Origin of the sequence: Pseudoduganella umbonata (assembly GCF_014192225.1) — a bacterium.
GTDB classification, from domain to species: Bacteria; Pseudomonadota; Gammaproteobacteria; order Burkholderiales; family Burkholderiaceae_D; genus Rugamonas; species Rugamonas umbonata.
In genome coordinates this window covers 515,164-533,214 of the sequence record NZ_JACHXS010000003.1, presented here as the reverse complement: position 1 = coordinate 533,214, position 18,051 = coordinate 515,164, and the positions used below count along the sequence as shown (strand labels likewise).

Here is an 18,051-nt window from a genome sequence, read left to right as displayed (position 1 = left end):
CTGGTCCTTGTCCGTCGAGGAGCCGTCGGCTGCCTGGGTCGCCAGGTCCTTCATGCGGGTCAGGATGGTCGTCGTTTCGCTCAGTGCGCCTTCGGCAGTCTGCAGCATGGAAATCGAGTTCTGCGTGTTGCGCATGGCGACGTTCATGCCGCTGGTCTGCGTTTTCAGGCGGGTGGCGATCTGCAGGCCGGCCGCGTCGTCCGATGCGGAATTGATGCGGAAGCCGGTCGACAGGCGGGTCATCGAGGTCGACAGCGTCGACTGGGTACGGCCCAGCGAGTTTTGTGCGGACAGGGCAGCGTTGTTGGTGTGAAGGCTCAGCATTTCAGTTACTCCAGTTGGGTTCGTCGGTCAGAGCAGCTTTCTGCGCTCTCACAGGTACAAGACGACCGGGCCGGCAAGGACATTAAATTCCACACGGAAATTTTTTGAAATTTTTTTCGAGATTTTTTTCGGGGCAGAAAATACAACGCCGGGGCAGGCCCGGCGTCGTGATCGTTATCACATGTTCGGATAGTTCGGCCCGCCGCCGCCTTCCGGCGTCACCCAGACGATGTTCTGCGTCGGATCCTTGATGTCGCACGTCTTGCAGTGCACGCAGTTCTGCGCATTGATCTGCAGCCGGTCGGCCCCGTCGTCGTTCTTGACGTATTCATAGACGCCGGCCGGGCAGTAGCGCGCTTCCGGACCGGCATACTTGGCCAGGTTGACATCGACCGGCACCGACGGGTTCTTCAGCGTCAGGTGGATCGGCTGGTCTTCGGCGTGGTTCGTGTTCGAGATGAACACGGACGACAGCTTGTCGAACGTCAGCTTGCCGTCCGGCTTCGGATACACGATCGGCCGGTAGTTGGCGGCCGGCTTCAGGCAGGCGTGGTCCGGCTCGCTGTGGCGCAGCGTCCAGGGCGCCTTGCCGCGGAAGACGATCTGGTCGATGCCGGTCATGATGGTGCCGAAAACCAGACCCTTGTTCAGGTATTGCTTGACGTTGCGCGCCACGTGCAGTTCCTCGTGCAGCCAGGACTGCTCGAACGCTGCCGGGTAGGCCGACAGCTCGTCGTGCTGGCGGTTCGCCGCCAGCGCATCGACCAGCGCCTCCGCGGCCAGCATGCCGGACTTGATCGCCGCATGGCTGCCCTTGATGCGGCTCATGTTCAGGAAACCGGCATCGCAACCGAGCAGGCAGCCGCCCGGGAACACCAGTTTCGGCAGCGACTGCAGGCCGCCGGAGGTGATGGCGCGCGCGCCATACGAAATGCGCTTGCCGCCTTCGAAGAAGCCGCGGATCGCCGGGTGCGTTTTATAGCGCTGGAATTCCTCGTACGGCGAGATGTACGGATTGGTATAGTTCAGGCCGACCACGTAGCCGACCACCACCTGGTTGTTCTCGGCGTGGTACAGGAACGAGCCGCCATACACGTCGTGCGCCAGCGGCCAGCCGGAAGTGTGGATGACGAGGCCCGGCTGGTGTTTCGCCGGATCGATTTCCCACAGCTCCTTGATGCCGATGCCGTAGGCCTGCGGATCCTTGCCCTTGTTCAGGTCGTACTTGGCCATCAGCGTCTTGCCCAGGTGGCCGCGCGAGCCTTCGGCGAACAGCGTGTATTTGCCGTGCAGTTCCATGCCGAGCTGGAAATCCGGTCCCGGTTCGCCGTCGCGCTTGACGCCCATGTTGCCGGTGGCGACGCCTTTCACCGAACCATCCTCGTTGTACAGCACTTCGGCGGCCGGGAAGCCGGGGAAGATTTCCACGCCCAGGCTTTCCGCCTGCTGGCCCAGCCAGCGCACCACGTTGCCGAGCGAGATCACGTAGTTGCCATGGTTTTCCAGGCATTTCGGGATCATGAAATTCGGCGTCTTGTAGGCTTTTGTTTCGGTCAGGAACAGCACCCGGTCCTCGGTCACGGGGGTGTTCAGCGGTGCGCCCTTTTCCTTCCAGTCGGGAATCAGCTCGGTCAGCGCGCGCGGATCCATCACGGCGCCGGACAGGATATGCGCGCCCAGTTCGCCGCCTTTTTCCAGCACGACCACCGAGATTTCCTGGCCCTTTTCCTGGGCCAGCTGCTTGATGCGGATCGCCGCGGACAGGCCGGCCGGGCCGCCGCCAACGATCACCACGTCGTACTCCATTGCTTCGCGCGGGCCGTACTGTTCAACGAGATTCGTCATAGGATTTTTATAGGTTTATGAAATCGGGAAAAATTAGCACGAGTGTGCTCTTTTTCTGCCCCAAATGCAACGGCATTGTAGTAGATGTTCCCGTCTAATTTGGCCAATTGTGTAAGATACGGGACACATCGGGAACAACGCGGGGACACGGCGGAGAGGCCGCCGGAACCCGTGCGGGATCACTGGCGGAGCAGGAGCGGAACAGATACGGGAGCAGCGCCGCGGCGACCGTACCGCGTCGACCGCCCATCGACACAAAGGGAGCAAGCCGTGGGTATCGAAGTCAATTTTGAAGGCAAGATCGCGCTCGTGACGGGGGCGTCCAGCGGCCTGGGGGCACGCTTCGCGAAGGTGCTGGCCAGCGCCGGCGCGCAGGTGGTGCTGGCCTCGCGGCGGGTCGAGCGCCTGAAGGAATTGCGGGCCGAGATCGAGGCCGATGGCGGCGCGGCCCACGTGGTGGCGCTGGACGTGACCGACTACGCCAGCATCAAGTCGGCGATCGCCCACGCGGAAACGGAGGCGGGGCCGATCGATATCCTCGTCAACAACTCCGGCGTGTCGACCACCCAGCGGCTGGTGGACGTGACGCCGGAAGACTACAACTTCGTGATGGACACCAACCTGCGCGGTGCCTTCTTCGTGGCGCAGGAAGCGGCCAAGCGGATGATCGCGCGGGCCAAGGGCGATCCGAAGAAGCAGCACCGCATCATCAACATCGCCTCGGTGGCCGGCCAGCGCGTGCTGCCGCAGATCGGCGTGTACTGCATGAGCAAGGCCGGCGTGATCCACATGACGAAGGCGATGGCGGTGGAGTGGGGGCGTTACGGCATCAATATCAATGCGATCTGCCCCGGCTACATTTCGACCGAGATCAACGAGGATTATTTCGCCAGCGAGCAGGGGCGGCGGCTGATCGAGATGCTGCCCCGCAAGCGCCCGGGCAAGCCGGAAGACCTCGATGGCCTGCTGCTGCTGCTGGCCGGCGAGGATGCGCATTTCATCAATGGCGCGGTGATCTCGGCCGACGACGGAATGACGGCGCAGTAGAGCGGCCTCAGACCCCGGCCATCAGTTCGGCGATCCAGTCGATGAACACGCGGACTTTCCTGCTGAGGTGGCGGTTCGGCGGGTAGGCGATCCACAGCGGCATCGGATCGATGTGCCAGTCCGTGAACAGCGGCAGCAGCGCGCCCGTTGCCACATGCGGCCGGGCCATGTAATCGGGCAGCCACAGGATGCCCAGGCCCGCCAGGCCGGCGGCCAGGTAGGCGTTGCCGTCGTCGGTGCGCAGGACGTGCCGGCCCTGCACGGCGGCGCTTTCGCCGCCGCGGTGCATCGCATACGGGAAGCCGCTGCCCGACCAGCGGAATGCCACGATGCGGTGCGCGCTGTCGTGCAATTGCCCGGGGTGGTTCGGCAGGCCGGCGCGGGCCACGTACGATGGCGCGGCGTACACCCCCAGTCCCAGGTCGGCCACGCGCCGCGCAGCCAGCGAGCCGTCCGTCAGCTCGCCGCCGCGGATCACGCAGTCGACGTTTTCACCGATGATGTCCACCTTGCGGTCGCTGGCGCCCAGGTCGAGCTGGATGTCCGGATAGCGTGCGTGGAAATCGGGCAGCGCCGGCACCACGACCAGCGCCGCCAGCGGGCTCGGCATGTCCACCCGCAGCTGGCCGCGCGGTAGCGCGGCGGCGCCGGGCAGGCCGGCTTCGATATCGTCGAGTTCCGCGAGAATGCCGAGCGCCCGCTCGTACAGGGCCGCGCCGTCGGCCGTCACGTTGACGCGCCGGGTGGTGCGGTTCAGCAGGCGCACGCGCAGCCGTGCTTCCAGTTGCTGGATCAGCTGCGTCACGGTGGCGCGGCTCATGTGCAGGGTTTCCGCCGCGCGCGTAAAGCTGCCCGCTTCGACCACGCGGACGAACGCCTTCAGTGCATCGAATCGATCCATGTTCTCTTCTTGTTTCTCCCCATCGATTGTTTGGATTATACAAACAGTGCTGGGCGCCGTTGCCCGTTTATCGGGGAGCGCCACGCCGCTACAGTAGGTCCTGTCCCGATCCGGGATGCTCATGGAGAGATGCAATGACGAAGCGTGACGTGGTATTCCCGCCGGGCCGCCAGGCCCTGTATGAAAAGAACCGGTATTCGCCGGCCGTACGGTCGAACGGTTTCCTGTTCGTCTCCGGCCAGGTCGGCAGCCGGGAAGACGGCTCGCCGGAGCCGGAGCTCGATGCCCAGGTGCGGCTCGCGTTCGCCAACCTGAACGGGGTGCTGGCCGCCGCCGGCTGCTCGTTCGACGACGTGGTCGACGTCAGCCTGTTCATCGTCGAACCGCAAGCCCGTTTCGAGCGCATCTGGGATGTGGCGCGCGAGTTCTGGGGGCAGGCCCCGTACCCGACGGTGACGGCGGTCGGCGTCACGTGGCTGTACGGCTTCGATTTCGAGATCAAGGTGGTGGCGCGGATCCCGGACTGACGCGGCGGGCGCCGGGCCACCGTGCCACGTCCTCGGCATGCATTTCGTCAGCGCGTCATTTCGTCAGCGCGTCATGCCGACCAGCTTGTGCACCAGCTCCGACGACGTGGCGGCGCCGAACTTGCGCATCAGCTTCGCGCGGTGCATTTCCACCGTGCGCGGCGACAGGTCCGTTTCACGGGCAATCATCTTGCTTGTCTTGCCTTCGACGAGGAAGGCGGCGATCTCCCTCTCGCGCGGCGTCAGCTCGGCCGACACGGGGCGCTTCTCGGACACGTCCTCGAACGTCCATACGCCGGGGCCGAGCGGGTCGGCGCAGTCCAGCGCGCGGCCCGTGACGTGGCACCAGAACAGTTCGCCGTTCGAGCGCCGCATGATGCGTTCATCGGAATAGCGCCCGCGCGCGTTCATGATCGGGATGATGCGGTGGCCCGTGCGCAGGAATTCATCCATCGTGGGATACAGCACGCAGAACGACTGGCCATCCAGCGTGCCGTGGGCATACCCGAACATATGCGTCAGCGCGTCGTTGCTGGACTGGATCACGCGGTTGACGGAAATGCACATGCCCACCGGCGCGAAGCGGAAGATGGTTTCGTAATCGATCTCGTAGGGAGCATTCATTGCGCTGTCTCGGCTTGCTTTCTCGGCTGACTATCCCGAATTATTTTCTTGTGTGGAGCCGCTAACGATACGGCCGTATTTCTACTGTATTGTACTTTCCTTGTTGGTAACCTATTCTGGAACGCCACGAAGGCGGACCATTCCGCCTAGCTTATCAAAAATGGAAGGGGGCACAATGAACAAAGTATATCCGGACGCGCCGTCCGCCCTGGCCGGCGTCGTGCAGGATGGCCAGACCATCGCCGTCGGCGGCTTCGGCCTGTGCGGCATTCCCGAAGCGCTGATCCTCGCCTTGCGCGATTCGGGCGTCAAGGGATTGACGGCCATCTCGAACAATGCCGGCGTCGACGGTTTCGGTCTCGGCCAGCTGCTCGAGACGCGCCAGATCAGGAAGATGATCGCGTCCTACGTCGGCGAGAACAAGGAGTTCGCGCGCCAGTACCTGGCCGGCGAGCTGGAACTGGAGTTCACGCCGCAGGGCACGCTGGCCGAGAAGCTGCGCGCCGGCGGCGCCGGCATTCCGGCCTTCTTCACCAAGACCGGTGTCGGCACGATCGTCGCGGACGGCAAGGAAATCCGCGAGTTCGACGGCGAGCAATACGTGATGGAGCGCAGCCTGGTGGCGGACGTGGCGCTGGTCAAGGCATGGAAGGCCGACAAGGCCGGCAACCTCGTGTTCCGCAAGACGGCGCGCAACTTCAACCCGAACGTGGCGGCCTCCGGCAAGGTCACGATCGTGGAAGTGGAAGAACTGCTGGAAGTGGGCGAGATCGATCCGGACGCCGTGCATACCCCCGGCATCTTCGTGCACCGCATCGTGCACAACCCGAACCCGGAAAAACGCATCGAACAGCGCACCGTGCGCAGCGCCTGAGGAGAAGAACATGGCATGGACTCGTGATCAAATGGCCGCGCGCGCGGCCAAGGAGCTGCAGGACGGCTTCTACGTCAACCTGGGCATCGGCCTGCCCACGCTGGTGGCGAACTACGTACCTTCCGATATCGAAGTGTTCCTGCAGTCGGAAAACGGCCTGCTCGGCATCGGCCCGTTCCCGACCGACGACGAAGTGGACGCCGACCTGATCAACGCCGGCAAGCAGACCGTGACGGCCTTGCCCGGCTCGGCGTACTTCAGCTCGGCCGATTCGTTCGGCATGATCCGTGGCGGCAAGATCAACCTGGCAATCCTGGGCGCGATGCAGGTGTCCGAAAAGGGCGACCTGGCGAACTGGATGATTCCCGGGAAGATGGTGAAAGGCATGGGCGGCGCGATGGACCTGGTCGCCGGCGTGAAGAAAGTCGTGGTGCTGATGGAGCACGTGGCGACCGCGAAGGACGGCACCACGTCGCACAAGCTGCTCAAGCAGTGCGACCTGCCGCTGACCGGCGTCGGTGTCGTCGACGTCGTCATCACCGACCTGGGCGTGATGGAAGTGACGGAGACGGGCCTGAAGGTGGTCGAACTGGCGCCGGACGTGACGAAGGAGCAGATCGCCGCCGCCACCGGCGTGGAGCTGGATTTTTCGGCCGTGTAAGCGGCACCGGCTGCAGACGACAAAAAGGCACGCCGCGGCGTGCCTTTTTGTTGCGTTGCGGTTGAAAATTGCGGCTGAAAACAGCCTGCCACCCGAGGGTGGCAGGCTTCCTTCATCAGGCCGACTTCGCCACCGGCATGTCTTCGCCGTGCTTGGTCTCTTCCAGCGGTTCATGCGGGGTGGACGGGTTGGCCAGTTCGCGCTTCATGGTATCCATGTTCAGCTCGCCTTCCCATTTCGCCACCACCAGGGCGGCCACGCCGTTGCCGACGAAGTTCGTCAGGGCGCGGGCCTCGCTCATGAAGCGGTCGATACCCAGGATCAGCGCCATGCCGGCCACCGGGATCGTCGGCACCACGGCCAGCGTTGCGGCCAGCGTGATGAAGCCGGCACCGGTGATGCCCGATGCGCCTTTCGACGTCAGCATCGCCACGCCGAGGATCGTCAGTTCCTGCATCAGCGTCAGCTCGGTGTTGGTGGCCTGGGCCACGAACAGGGCGGCCATCGTCATGTAGATGTTGGTGCCGTCCAGGTTGAACGAGTAGCCGGTCGGGACCACCAGGCCGACGACGGGCTTCGAGGCGCCCAGCTTTTCCAGCTTCTTCATCAGCGACGGCAGCGCGCTTTCCGACGAGCTCGTGCCCAGCACGATCAGCAGTTCTTCCTTGATGTAGGCGATGAAGCGGCCGATCGAGAAGCCGGTGAACTTGGCGATCGCACCCAGCACGATGAACACGAACAGGAAGCAGGTCAGGTAGAACGAGCCCATCAGCTTGGCCAGCGGCACCAGCGAATCGAGACCGTACTTGCCGATGGTGAACGCCATCGCGCCGAACGCGCCGATCGGGGCGACCTTCATGATGATGTTGACCATGCCGAAGACGACGGCGCCGGCCTCGTCGATGATGTGCAGCAGCGGCTTGCCGCGTTCGCCCAGCAGCGACAGCGCGAAGCCGAACAGCACGGAGATCAGCAGCACCTGCAGGATGTCACCCTTGGCGAACGCGTCGACGACGGTGTTCGGAATGATGTGCAGCAGGAAGTCCGTGGTGGTCTGGTGCGACGCCTTCTCGGTGTACTGGGCAATGGCCTTGGTATCGAGCGTGGCGGGGTCGGCGTTGAAGCCGTCGCCGGGGCGCACGATGTTGGCCACGAACAGGCCGATCACCAGCGCAAAGGTGGAGACGATTTCAAAGTAGAGCAGGGCCTTGCCGCCAACGCGGCCGATCTTCTTGACGTCCTGCATCCCGGCGATGCCGGAAACGATGGTGCAGAAGATCACCGGTGCGATGATCATCTTGATCAGCTTGATGAAGCCGTCGCCCAGCGGCTTCATCGCCACGGCGTCGGTCGGCAGGTAGATGCCGAGCAGCACGCCAATGAAGATGGCGAACAGCACCTGTACGTACAGGATTTTATAGAACGGTTTTTTCATGATTGGAGTCTCCATTGGCTTCCCAGTGCTCCCATCATGGCAAACCATCTCAGATATCACCATTGTGATTATCCGCATTGTGGTTTCCCCTATCAGGGATAACCACAATGCGGTTACTACCTATTTGCTATCTACGCTCTCGCTTGCCGGTACTCTACTGACAGGCGGGCTCAATGCACTGTCAACAGCGCCTCGCGCAGTGCCGCGGCGCCGGGCGGCGGCGTGGCGGGCGCCGACCTCAGCATCGGCACTGCGCGCTGCGGCAATCCTTCCGGCCGGATCGGATCCATCGCCAGCTGCGTGATCAGCTCGGTCTGGCCGTTGAGCTGGTACGCCAGCACGCCATAGTAGTACTTGCCCTCGTCGAGTCCGCTCCACGCCATGCCCACCGTGCCGGTGCTGCCCTTGCCGAGCATGGCCGGTGCCGAGACGCGCAGGTTGCCGGCATCCTGCCCCGGTGCGATGACCCAGCTGGACAGCGCGAAGGTGGCGCCGACGCCGTCGTGCGGGGCTTCGCTGGCCACGCAGATGGTGTACTCGCCCGGTTCCGGGTTGGTGGTGGCCGCCGAGCCGTTTCCGCCGGGGGGGATGTAGGCGACGAGCTGCCGGTGCGGATCGACGACGAACAGGTTCAACTGATCGGTCCAGCCCTGGCTGCCGGCCAGCGAGTCCGAGTCGAACACGGCAAAACGCGCGGCCAGCGAGCCGGCCGGGATCGACACCGTTTTCGTCGCCACCTGCGCATTGCCGCCGGCCAGGCAGGCGGCCAGCGCGGCCTCCGGGGCGATCGCGCCCTGGACCGTCATCACCTCCTTGCGCGGCGCCGCCAGGCCGCTGACGTTGACCTTCAGCCTGGCGGTGGAACCGGCGGTGATGGGGATCAGCTTGCGGCCGGTGCGCTGGTCGGCGAACAGGTACCCCGGCGCATCGATGATCATGGCGCGCGCCTGCAGCGGGCTGCGCACGCGGTGCGCGCCATCGTTCCACTCCAGGTAGCCGTAGGACCAGGCCAGGTTCTCCGCCGTGGTACGTGTCAGCGTGACCGTGAAGCTGCCCGTTTCGCCCGGCGCCAGCGTCAGTTCGGCGGGGCTGACAGCGACATCGAAGCCGTCCAGTTGCGCTTCCGCGCGGTAGATGGCGGCGGTGGCGCCGACGTTCTTCACGGTACGCGACAGGACTTCGCTGACCGCGACCGATGGCGCCGTCAGCGCCGGCTGGTTCAGGTCGGTATCGGTCGTCGTACCCACCTTCCGGCAGGTTTCGGCGGGCACGGCAATCGACTCGGTACCGCACAGGAAGCGCTGCCAGTCGAGCGGACCGGCGTCGTAGACGAGGCCCGGATCGCCGGCAGCGCCCGGCTGCACGAAGCCGGCACCCTGGCCCCATGGCAATGTGCCGGACAGGGCGCCGGTCAAGTCGCCTTCGCGCGTCTGCGACGCGGTCGTCATCAGCGCCGACTTGATCGCGGCGGGCGACCAGCCGGGATGCTGCTGGCGCAGCAACGCCGCCACGCCGGCCACGTGCGGGCTGGCCATCGACGTACCGGTATGGAAGCCGAACCGCGCTGAATTGGCGGCCGTGCCGGTCCGCACGACGCCATCGCGATACTGCTGGTCGCCGCCGGGCGTGATGCCCGCCAGGATCTCGAGCCCCGGCGCTGCCAGGTCGGGCTTCATGATGCCTGGCGCCACGACGTTCGGCCCGAGCGACGAGAAATACGTGACCGAGGGCGAAGGCCGCGGGTTGTCCTGGATGCCGAAGGTCGACATTTCCAGCAGCGCATCCGGATGCTCCGCCAGATGGCGCACCAGCACTTCGCCGTCGGCCGGCAGCAGGTCGACGGTCGGCACGGCGTAATCGACGTGATGCGGCGCCTCGTTGAACTGCAGCAGCACCATGCCGGCGGCGCCGGCGGCCTGCGCCACCACGCTCTTGGCCTTTGGCGCAATGGCGCCGGCTTCGCAGATCAGCACCTTGCCGGCCACCAGCTTCGGATCGACCAGGCCGTCCGGCCCGGCGCCGGCGGCTTTCGCATCCGCTTCGGAGACGCACATCGCGCGGGCGTAGCGGTCCGCATCCGACAACTGCTCGAACGGTTTGCTGCCCGCGTTGTGCGCGAAGATGAAGGGGGTCGGCGGCAAAGGCACGCGGTTCAGCGATCCGCCGATCAAGGTCGGACCGCCGGCAGCCTTCAGTACGGCGCCGGTCACCTTGTCATGGTTGGTCGACGCCACGGTCGCCAGCCACGGCACGGAGTGCGCCACCGGATAGACCGGCCCCAGGTTGCCCGCGGACGTGGCGACGAACACCCCTGCGGTGGCCGCCCCCAGGAACGCCTGGTCCACCGGGTCGTCGATCAGCCAGGTGCCGGCGATCGAGAAGTTCAGCACATCGACGCCATCGGCCACGGCCTGCTCGATCGCGGCCACCGAGTCGCTCGGCATGCAGTTGGTCTGCACATCGTCCGGCCAGGCCGGCAGCGTGTGCGTCCAGCACACCTTGTAGGCGGCAATCCGGGCGCGCGGGGCCATGCCGGAGGCGGCGCCCGACGGTATGCCGTCGAGCGCCACGGCCACGTTATGGTTGCCGCCGGCGGTCGATGCCGTATGCGTGCCGTGCCCCCGGCCGGAGCCGGTGATATTGATGCCGTCACGGGGCGAGCGGAATTCGTTCCAGTGCAGGACCGCACCCTCCGCCAGCCTCCCGGCAATGAACGAGCGTGCACCGATCAGCTTGTTGTTGCAGGCGGCGACCGTGAAACCTTCGCCGGTTTCGCAGGTGCCTTGCCAGGACGCCGGCGGCGCGCCGTAGGCGAGCGTGCCGCTGGCGGCATGGGTCGGCTTGCCGTCGGCATCGACGCGGTCGGCGAACGCCGGGTGCTCGGGCCAGATGCCGGTATCGATCACGCCGATGACGACGTCCTCGCCGGCCTTGGCGCTGCCGCCCAGCTGGCTCCACAGGCCGCCCGGCTGGTCCAGGCCGAGGAAGGTGGGAGTGTGGTTGGTGTCGAGCTTGCGTGGGTGTTCGGCGATCACGGCGCGCACGCCGGGCTGCTGCCGTATCGCGAGGGCCTCGGCCTGCGTCAGCAGCGCCGAGAACCCGTTGTAGACCAGCTGGTAGCTGTGCAGCACGCGGGCGCCACTGTATTTGGCCAGCAGCGCCTGCTGCTTCTGGCGCAGGAAACCGGTATAGCGCGCCACGCCCGCGGAGCGTGCGTTGAGCTGCCTGCCCGGCGCGGCGCGCGTCGCACCCAGGCCGGCAATGCCGCCCTCATAGCTGGCGGCAGGCTTGTCGGCGAGCTGCACGATATAGGCCCGGCGTGCCGGTTCGGCGGCCAGCGCGGACCCGGTCGCGCACAGCAGCAAGGCGGGGATCAGGAAGCGGGGGCTCATGCGCGGCCTCCGTTGCGGCGGCGCGCGCGGCTTGCCGTGCCCAGTAGTACCAGGCCGCCGGCCAGCATGGCCAGTGCCGACGGTTCAGGCACCGGGCTCACGCTCAGGCTGCCTACGGCGAATTGCGAGGCGTTCAGCAGCGTGCCGTCGTTCAGGCAGGCACCGGCTGCGGTGTAGGCGCACGCGTCGATGCGCAGGCTGGTCAGGGTGGTGCCGGCAAACGCACTGTCCAGTGTCCAGTCGGCCCACGCGTGCAGTTCGGGAAGGTCGGCCGTCGCCGTGATCACCGATCCCGTCGCGGTGGTCCCCCACAGGCGCAGCTGGCCAATGCTGTGCGCGCCACCCTCTTCGATTTCCGGGGCGATGCCGGCATAGGTCAGCGCCGTCAGGCGAAAGGCACTGCCGTCTTCGCGCGAGAGCGTCAGCGAGCCGTCGTTCAGGCCCGCGTAATAGCCCGTTTCGCCGAACGGGCAGGCCAGGAAGGTGCACGCCGACCATTGCTCGGGACCGACGACGGCGCCGGCCAGGCCGGGCTCATAGCCGGGGAAGGATTGGGCAAACGCGCTGTCCGCGACCACCGCCAGGAAACCGTCGGTGGTGAAGGCGTCGCCGCCGTTGTACAGCGGGCTGTCCGCGGGCAGTACCGGCGTGACGATGTTGCTGACATTGTCGAAACCGATGGTGGCCGCCCGGGCGGCGGGCATGGCGGATGCGGCCAGCGCGGCGGCGCAGGCCAGCAGGCCGATGCCGGAGAGAAGGCGCCGGCCTGGCGGCGCGGCAGTGCGGGAAGTCGATAGCTTGGTCATGGGTTATCTCTGTAAGTGGAGGAGGTGCGACCGCCGCGCCACCGGAAAACACAACAAAGTTCAGACTGATAGCGCTATCAGCGGTGAGTCGATGCTAGCGCAGATCGATTGTAAATCCGTGTAAATTCTTCAATAGAAAATTTGGCATGTATTCGATCTTGTTCAGGAAAATCCGGGCCTTACTGCTAGAGTGCAAGGTGTTAATGGGTACGCTATTGTTGTAAAAAATCTACGATAGCGCTAGCAAGGGGAATCGCAAAAGAACATTATTACGTCACAGCAGGCGTGTGCGCGGGAAGTCGCGGCCGAGCGCGCGCTTGCGCCGGGATTTCGCCGGATTACGCCCGGTTGCCCTGGCTGCCGGGGTGTTTGACGTTGCGGCCGAAACGTTGTCACCAGGCTGATCCTCGGCATTGTGGTGTTTCCCTTAACGGGCAACCCACAATGCGGTTCCTGCCTGGTGACTTTTGCCGTTGCCCGCTGGGTGACGGCTTACTGCCCTGTTGCCGTCGTGCCGCCGGGCCAGCGTGCTCCCTTGACGAGGCTGCGGCGCGGGTTAGCCTGCGGCGGCTGTTTCAGGATGCGGCCCGGCACCAGCGGCAGCCCTTCGGGACGCTCGGCATCGATGAACAGCTCCGTCAGCTTTTCCGTGCGGCCGTCGATGATGAAGCTGGCCATGCCGAAATAGCGTTTCGTGTTGTCCAGGCCGTTCCAGGCCAGCGCCACCGTGCCGGTGCCGTCCTTGTTCAGCCGCGCCGGCAACGTCACGTGCACATTGCCCGCATCCTGGCCCGGCGCGATGATCCAGCTGGACAGGACAAACTGGATGCCGTTCGGGTCGCGCGGGCCTTCGCTCGACACGCATATCGTGTATTCGCCCGGTTCCGGATTGCTGGTGGACACCGTCGGGCTGTACATCCACGACCCCATCCCTGCCAGTTGCTGGTGCGGATCGATGACGAGCAGGGTCAGGAAGTCGATACCGTCCGGCATGCTGGAAGAATCGGTCGAGAAGGCACCGAAGCGGAAGCCCAGCGTTCCTTCCGGCACCGTGAACTTCTTGATCGCCACCCGTTCGCTGCCACCGGCCAGGCATTCGGCAAGGCCGTAGTCCGGGCCGCTTGCGCCGCGCAGGGAGAGGATGTCGCGCTGTGCCTCGACCAGGCCGCTGATTTCCGCCTTCACGCGCGCACCCGAGCCGGATTGAATCGTGAACAGCTTCTTGCCGCTCGGGATCGGCTCTTGAATCCAATCCGGCGCGTTGAACGCCATCGTGTACGCCTGCAGCGGGCTGCGCACGCGGTGCGTGCCATCGCTCCACACCAGCGAACCGTATTGCCACTCGAGGTTCGGCGCGGTGGTGCGCTTGAGCGTGACGGAGAACGTGCCTTTCTCGCCTGGGGCCAGCGACAGCTGGGCGGGTGCCACGCTGACGTCGAAGCCCGGCAGGTCCGCCGTGGCCGAGTACGTCGCCGGCGCGTCGCCTACGTTGGTGACGGTGCGGGTCACCACTTCCGTGTCGCCGATCGCCGGCACCGTCAGCGCGGGCTGGTTCAGGTCCGTGTCGGCCACCCGGCCGATGCCGGCGCAGTCGCTCGCCAGGATCGAGGCCGCTTCGAGGCCGCACAGGAAGCGCTGCCAGTCGCGCGTGTCGGCGTCGTACACGAGGCCCGGATCGACGGCCAGCGCCGGCTGCATGAGACCGGCGCCCTGGCCCCACGGCAGCTTGCCGTTCCCGGTGCCCGCCTGGCCGTCGTCCTGCGTCTGCTGTGCGGTCGTCATCATGGCCGACTTGATCGCCGCGGGCGACCAGTCCGGGTGTTGCTGGCGCAGCAGGGCGGCCAGGCCGGCCACGTGCGGGCTGGCCATCGACGTGCCGGTGTGGAAGCGCCAGCGCGTGTCGGCCTGCGTGGCGCCGCTGGCGGCGATGCGGTCGAACGTGGCCTGGTCGCCGCCCGGCGTGGTGCCGGCCAGGATTTCCAGGCCGGACGCCGCCAGGTCGGGCTTCATCACGCCGGGCGCGGCGATGTTCGGGCCGCGCGAGGAGAAGCTGGTGACCATGGGCGACGCCGCCGGGTTCTCGTGCAAGCCGAATGCCGACATCGACAGCGTGGCTTCCGGATGCGCCATCAGGTGTTCGCCCAGGGCGATGCCATCTTCCAGCGCCAGGTCGACGGTGGGCACAGCGTACTGCACGTAGCTGGGCCCCTTGTCGTACTGGGCCAGTACCATGGCCGCCGCGCCATAGCCTTTTGCGGCCACGCTCTTGGCCAGCGGCGACGTCAGCCCGCCTTCGCAGACGAGCACCTTGCCGGCTACGAGGGCCGGTTCGATCGCCGCGGCGGCGCTGGCGCCCTGCTGGGCCGCCTCTTGCGGACTCGCACAGGTGGCGCGGGCGCCCTGGTCTGTGCCGTTCAGTTCGTCGAAGGGCACCTTGCCCGCATGGCGTGCCAGCACGAACGGCGTGGGCGGCAGCGGCGCCTTGTTGAGCGAACCGCCCACGAAGCGCGGGCCGCCCGTGACCTGCAGCTCGGCGCCGGTGCTCTTGTCGTGACTGGCCGCCGCCGTCGTCGTCACCCAGGGAACCAGGTGCGCGGCCGGCATATACGGCGCACTGTTGCCCGCCGAGGCGGCCACGAATACTCCCGCGCTGGCGGCACCCAGGAACGCCTGGTCGACCGGGTCGTCTACCGTCAGGTAGCCGCCGATGGAAAAGTTCAGCACGTCCACGCCGTCGGCCACCGCCTGTTCGACGGCCGCCACCGAGTCGCCCGGCATGCACGTAGCTTCCATGACATCGGGCGAGCCGGCCTGCGAAAAGCTCCAGCACACCTTGTAGGCAGCCACGCGCGCGCGGGGCGCTATCCCCGAGGCTGCGGAGACGGGTACGCCATCGAGCGTGGGCAGGGTATTGTGGTTGCCGGCCGCGGTCGATGCCGTATGCGTGCCATGACCGAAGGCGGAGCGCGGTTCGATGGCGATGCCATCGCGCGGCGACAGGAACTCGTTCCAGTAGATGTTGAAGCCCTGGGCCAGCAGCGCTTTGTTGTAGAAGCGCGCACCGATCAGCTTGTTGTTGCAGTTGGCTGCCGTGAAGCCTTCGCCGGCTTCGCACGTGCCTTTCCAGCGCACGGGAACGGGACCGTAGGCCAGCGTGGCTGCCGGATCGGTGCTGGGGCGGCCTTCGGCATCGACGCGGTCGGCGAACGCGGGATGCTCCGGCCAGATACCGGTGTCGATAACGCCGATGATGACGTCCTCGCCCGCCTTGTCGCTGCCGCCCAGCTGGTTCCAGACGCCGCCGGGGCCGTCGAGGTTCAGGTAGGTAGGCGTGTAGTGGGTGTCCAGCTTGCGCGGGGTTTCCAGCATCACGGCCAGCACGCCGCTCTTCCTGCGCAGTGACTTCGCCTCGGCGTCCGTCAGCAGCGCGGAGAAGCCGTTGTAGACGAGCTGGTAGCTGTGCAGCACCCTGGCGCCCCGGAACGCGGACAGGACGGTTGCCTGGCGCTGCTTCAGGAAGCCCGCATAGCGCGCCACGCTGGCCGAGCGCGGGTCCAGTTTGGCGCCGATGGCCGGACGCGTGGCGCGCAGGCCGGCGATGCTGCCTTCATAGCTGGCGGCAGGCTTCTCGGCCAGTTGCACGATGTAGGCCCGGCGCACAGGCTTGGCCTTCTGGGCCAGGGCTTCGGCAGTGGTCAGGGCGCCCAGTGCCAGCACGAGGAGGGGGAGACAGGCGCGCTTCATGCCCGGCCTCCCAGGCGGCGCGCGGCCACCAGCAGCAGGCCTGCAGTCAGCAGCACGACCGTCGACGGTTCGGGAACGGCACTTACGTGCATGGTGTCGAGCGCGAACTGCGAAAGGTTCGACGTTTGCTCCCCGTTCAGGCATTCGCGCGCGGCCGTGTAGGTACAGGCATCGACCGTGATGCGGGTGAACGTGGCCGCGGCGAAGGCGGCGTCCAGCGTCCACTCGCTCCACTCGTAGAGTTCGGGGAAATCGGCTGCCGCGCTCAGCGTGCTGCCGTCCAGGCGCGTCCCGGTGATGCGCAGCTGGCCGAACGGCAGTGCACTGTCTTCGCTGGTGGGGGCGATGGCGCCGAAGCTCAGCGCGGAAATCTGGAAGGCGCCCGCGTCTTCGCGGGACAGCGTGAGCGAACCGTCGTTCATCCCTGCGTAGAACTGGGAGAGGGGCTGGGGGCATGCCAGCCGCGTGCAGGTGTACTCGCCCGCGGCAATTGCCGCACCGGCCAGGCCGGGTTCATAGTCGGGGAAGCTCTGCGCATAGGCGCTGTCCGCCACGACGGCCAGGAAGCCACCAGTGGAGAAGGTATCGCCGCCCACATAGACCGTGTTGCCGGCCGGCGTGCCGTGATTCACGATCTGTTCGAAGTCGATTACGTCCGCCAGCGCGGCTGGCGCGGATAGCGCCGCCGCACAGGCCAGCAAAGCCGGCGCGACGTTGCGCCAGCCGGAACGAAGGGTGTTGCGTGAAGATGTTTTCATTGCGTCATACCCCTGGTGGTTGAAGAGGAGCCCTGATTTATTGCGCAGCAGCCTCTTTTGGAGAGTGCTGTGATAGCGCTATCAGGTAAAATTATGCTAACTCAAGGGTTGCAATGACGCGTTGGAATATTTCAGAATTAAATTTTGTAGAGTGATATCGGGACAAAACGACGTAGGCTCGTCCCTCGTAGGAATACTGGCGGCCAGTACCTGGAAGGCCGTTGCAAAAAAGCTACGATAGCGCTATCGGTATAGGACGGAAATGCGGCCGCGAGGCGGCCGCAAGCATTTTATTCGGTCACTGCGCGACCCAGCCGCCATCGACGTTCCAGGCGGCGCCGCGTACCTGGCTGGCCAGGTCGCTGCACAGGAATACGGCCAGTCCGCCGAGCTGTTCAGGGGTGACGAAGTCGCCGGAAGGCTGCTTGTCCGCCAGCAGTGCGCGCTTGGCTTCGTCATTGGTCAGGCCGTCGCGCGTGGCGCGGTCGTCCACCTGTTTCTGCACCAGCGGGGTCAGCACGAAGCCCGGGCAGATCGCGTTGACCGTCACTCCGGTTTGCGCCGTTTCCAGTGCGGTCACCTTGGTCAGTCCCACCAGGCCGTGCTTGGCGGCGACGTAGGCCGACTTGCCGGCCGAGCCGACCAGGCCGTGCGCGGAGGCAAGGTTGATGATGCGGCCCCAGTTCTGCTGCCGCATCCGCGGCAGCGCCAGGCGGCTGGTGTGGAAGGCGGAAGTCAGGTTGATGGCGATGATCGCATCCCATTTTTCCACCGGGAAGTCCTCGACATTGGCCACGTACTGGATGCCGGCATTGTTGACGAGCACGTCGACGCCGCCGAACTTTTCGGCGGCGAACGCGAACAGCGCCTCGATTTCGGCCGGCTTGCTCATGTCGGCGTTGTGGTGTACGGTCTGCACGCCGAATTCCTGCGCCGTGGAAGCGAGCAGGGTGGCGATGTCGTCGGCATTGCCGAAGCCGTTGAACACGATGTTGGCGCCCTGCGCGGCCAGTGCGCGCGCGATGCCCAGGCCGATGCCGGAGGTGGACCCCGTGACGAGGGCCGTTTTGCCGGACAGGATAGTGCCGTTCGAAGGTGTGCTGCTCATGGTCT

Annotated in this window: 14 protein-coding genes; 4 read left to right on the top strand and 10 right to left on the bottom strand. The window is 65.9% G+C overall.

Annotated features, from left to right (window positions below; genetic code table 11):
- Together FHS02_RS31505 and FHS02_RS10965 are read right to left on the bottom strand one after the other, a co-directional pair.
- The coding region (locus FHS02_RS31505) for a flagellin N-terminal helical domain-containing protein (protein WP_443094248.1) at window positions 1-324 on the bottom strand (324 nt) is incomplete at its 3' end.
- A 177-nt stretch (window positions 325-501) separates the two neighbouring features.
- Window positions 502-2,130 carry an electron transfer flavoprotein-ubiquinone oxidoreductase gene (locus tag FHS02_RS10965; RefSeq protein ID WP_137317348.1) on the bottom strand — a complete coding sequence of 543 codons (1,629 nt, stop codon included), beginning with the start codon at window positions 2,128-2,130 and terminating at the stop codon, window positions 502-504.
- Window positions 2,131-2,439: 309 nt separating this feature from the next.
- On the opposite strand from FHS02_RS10965, the gene FHS02_RS10960 reads away from it, so the two are divergent.
- Window positions 2,440-3,216: an SDR family oxidoreductase gene (locus FHS02_RS10960; RefSeq protein WP_137313451.1), complete on the top strand. Its 777-nt coding sequence runs from the start codon at window positions 2,440-2,442 to the stop codon at window positions 3,214-3,216.
- Between the two features lie 7 nt (window positions 3,217-3,223).
- Here the strand turns inward: FHS02_RS10960 and FHS02_RS10955 are convergent, their stop codons facing one another.
- A complete protein-coding gene (locus FHS02_RS10955; protein WP_137313450.1) occupies window positions 3,224-4,117 on the bottom strand; it encodes a LysR family transcriptional regulator in 894 nt (297 codons plus the stop codon).
- A 134-nt stretch (window positions 4,118-4,251) separates the two neighbouring features.
- On the opposite strand from FHS02_RS10955, the gene FHS02_RS10950 reads away from it, so the two are divergent.
- The gene (locus FHS02_RS10950; protein WP_137313449.1) at window positions 4,252-4,644 is read left to right on the top strand and encodes a RidA family protein; all 393 of its coding nucleotides are present in this window, start codon (window positions 4,252-4,254) and stop codon (window positions 4,642-4,644) included.
- A gap of 63 nt (window positions 4,645-4,707) precedes the next feature.
- Here FHS02_RS10950 and FHS02_RS10945 read toward each other — a convergent pair whose 3' ends face one another.
- The gene (locus FHS02_RS10945) at window positions 4,708-5,268 is read right to left on the bottom strand and encodes a LuxR C-terminal-related transcriptional regulator (protein WP_137313448.1); all 561 of its coding nucleotides are present in this window, start codon (window positions 5,266-5,268) and stop codon (window positions 4,708-4,710) included.
- A gap of 175 nt (window positions 5,269-5,443) precedes the next feature.
- On the opposite strand from FHS02_RS10945, the gene FHS02_RS10940 reads away from it, so the two are divergent.
- Window positions 5,444-6,142: a CoA transferase subunit A gene (locus FHS02_RS10940; protein ID WP_137313447.1), complete on the top strand. Its 699-nt coding sequence runs from the start codon at window positions 5,444-5,446 to the stop codon at window positions 6,140-6,142.
- Between the two features lie 10 nt (window positions 6,143-6,152).
- Window positions 6,153-6,803 (top strand): 3-oxoacid CoA-transferase subunit B, encoded by a 651-nt coding sequence (locus FHS02_RS10935; protein WP_137313446.1) that lies wholly within the window; start codon window positions 6,153-6,155, stop codon window positions 6,801-6,803.
- Window positions 6,804-6,918: 115 nt separating this feature from the next.
- On the opposite strand, the gene FHS02_RS10930 is transcribed toward FHS02_RS10935, so the two are convergent.
- From FHS02_RS10930 to FHS02_RS10905, 6 genes are all read right to left on the bottom strand, one after another.
- Window positions 6,919-8,241 carry a dicarboxylate/amino acid:cation symporter gene (locus tag FHS02_RS10930; protein ID WP_307722207.1) on the bottom strand — a complete coding sequence of 441 codons (1,323 nt, stop codon included), beginning with the start codon at window positions 8,239-8,241 and terminating at the stop codon, window positions 6,919-6,921.
- A 167-nt stretch (window positions 8,242-8,408) separates the two neighbouring features.
- A complete protein-coding gene (locus tag FHS02_RS31950) occupies window positions 8,409-11,630 on the bottom strand; it encodes a S8 family serine peptidase (protein ID WP_137313444.1) in 3,222 nt (1,073 codons plus the stop codon).
- Entirely contained in the window at window positions 11,627-12,436 is an 810-nt protein-coding gene (locus FHS02_RS10920) for an NF038120 family PEP-CTERM protein (RefSeq protein WP_137313443.1), read from the bottom strand. The genes FHS02_RS31950 and FHS02_RS10920 overlap by 4 nt, the downstream gene beginning before the upstream one ends.
- 492 nt (window positions 12,437-12,928) lie before the next feature.
- On the bottom strand, window positions 12,929-16,180 hold the full coding sequence (locus FHS02_RS10915) for a S8 family peptidase (RefSeq protein WP_137313442.1): 3,252 nt from the start codon (window positions 16,178-16,180) through the stop codon (window positions 12,929-12,931).
- Window positions 16,177-16,938 carry an NF038120 family PEP-CTERM protein gene (locus tag FHS02_RS10910; RefSeq protein WP_137313441.1) on the bottom strand — a complete coding sequence of 254 codons (762 nt, stop codon included), beginning with the start codon at window positions 16,936-16,938 and terminating at the stop codon, window positions 16,177-16,179. Before FHS02_RS10910 ends, FHS02_RS10915 begins: the two co-directional genes overlap by 4 nt.
- 298 nt (window positions 16,939-17,236) lie before the next feature.
- Window positions 17,237-18,019 carry a 3-hydroxybutyrate dehydrogenase gene (locus tag FHS02_RS10905; protein WP_137317347.1) on the bottom strand — a complete coding sequence of 261 codons (783 nt, stop codon included), beginning with the start codon at window positions 18,017-18,019 and terminating at the stop codon, window positions 17,237-17,239.
- Window positions 18,020-18,051 lie beyond the last annotated feature (32 nt).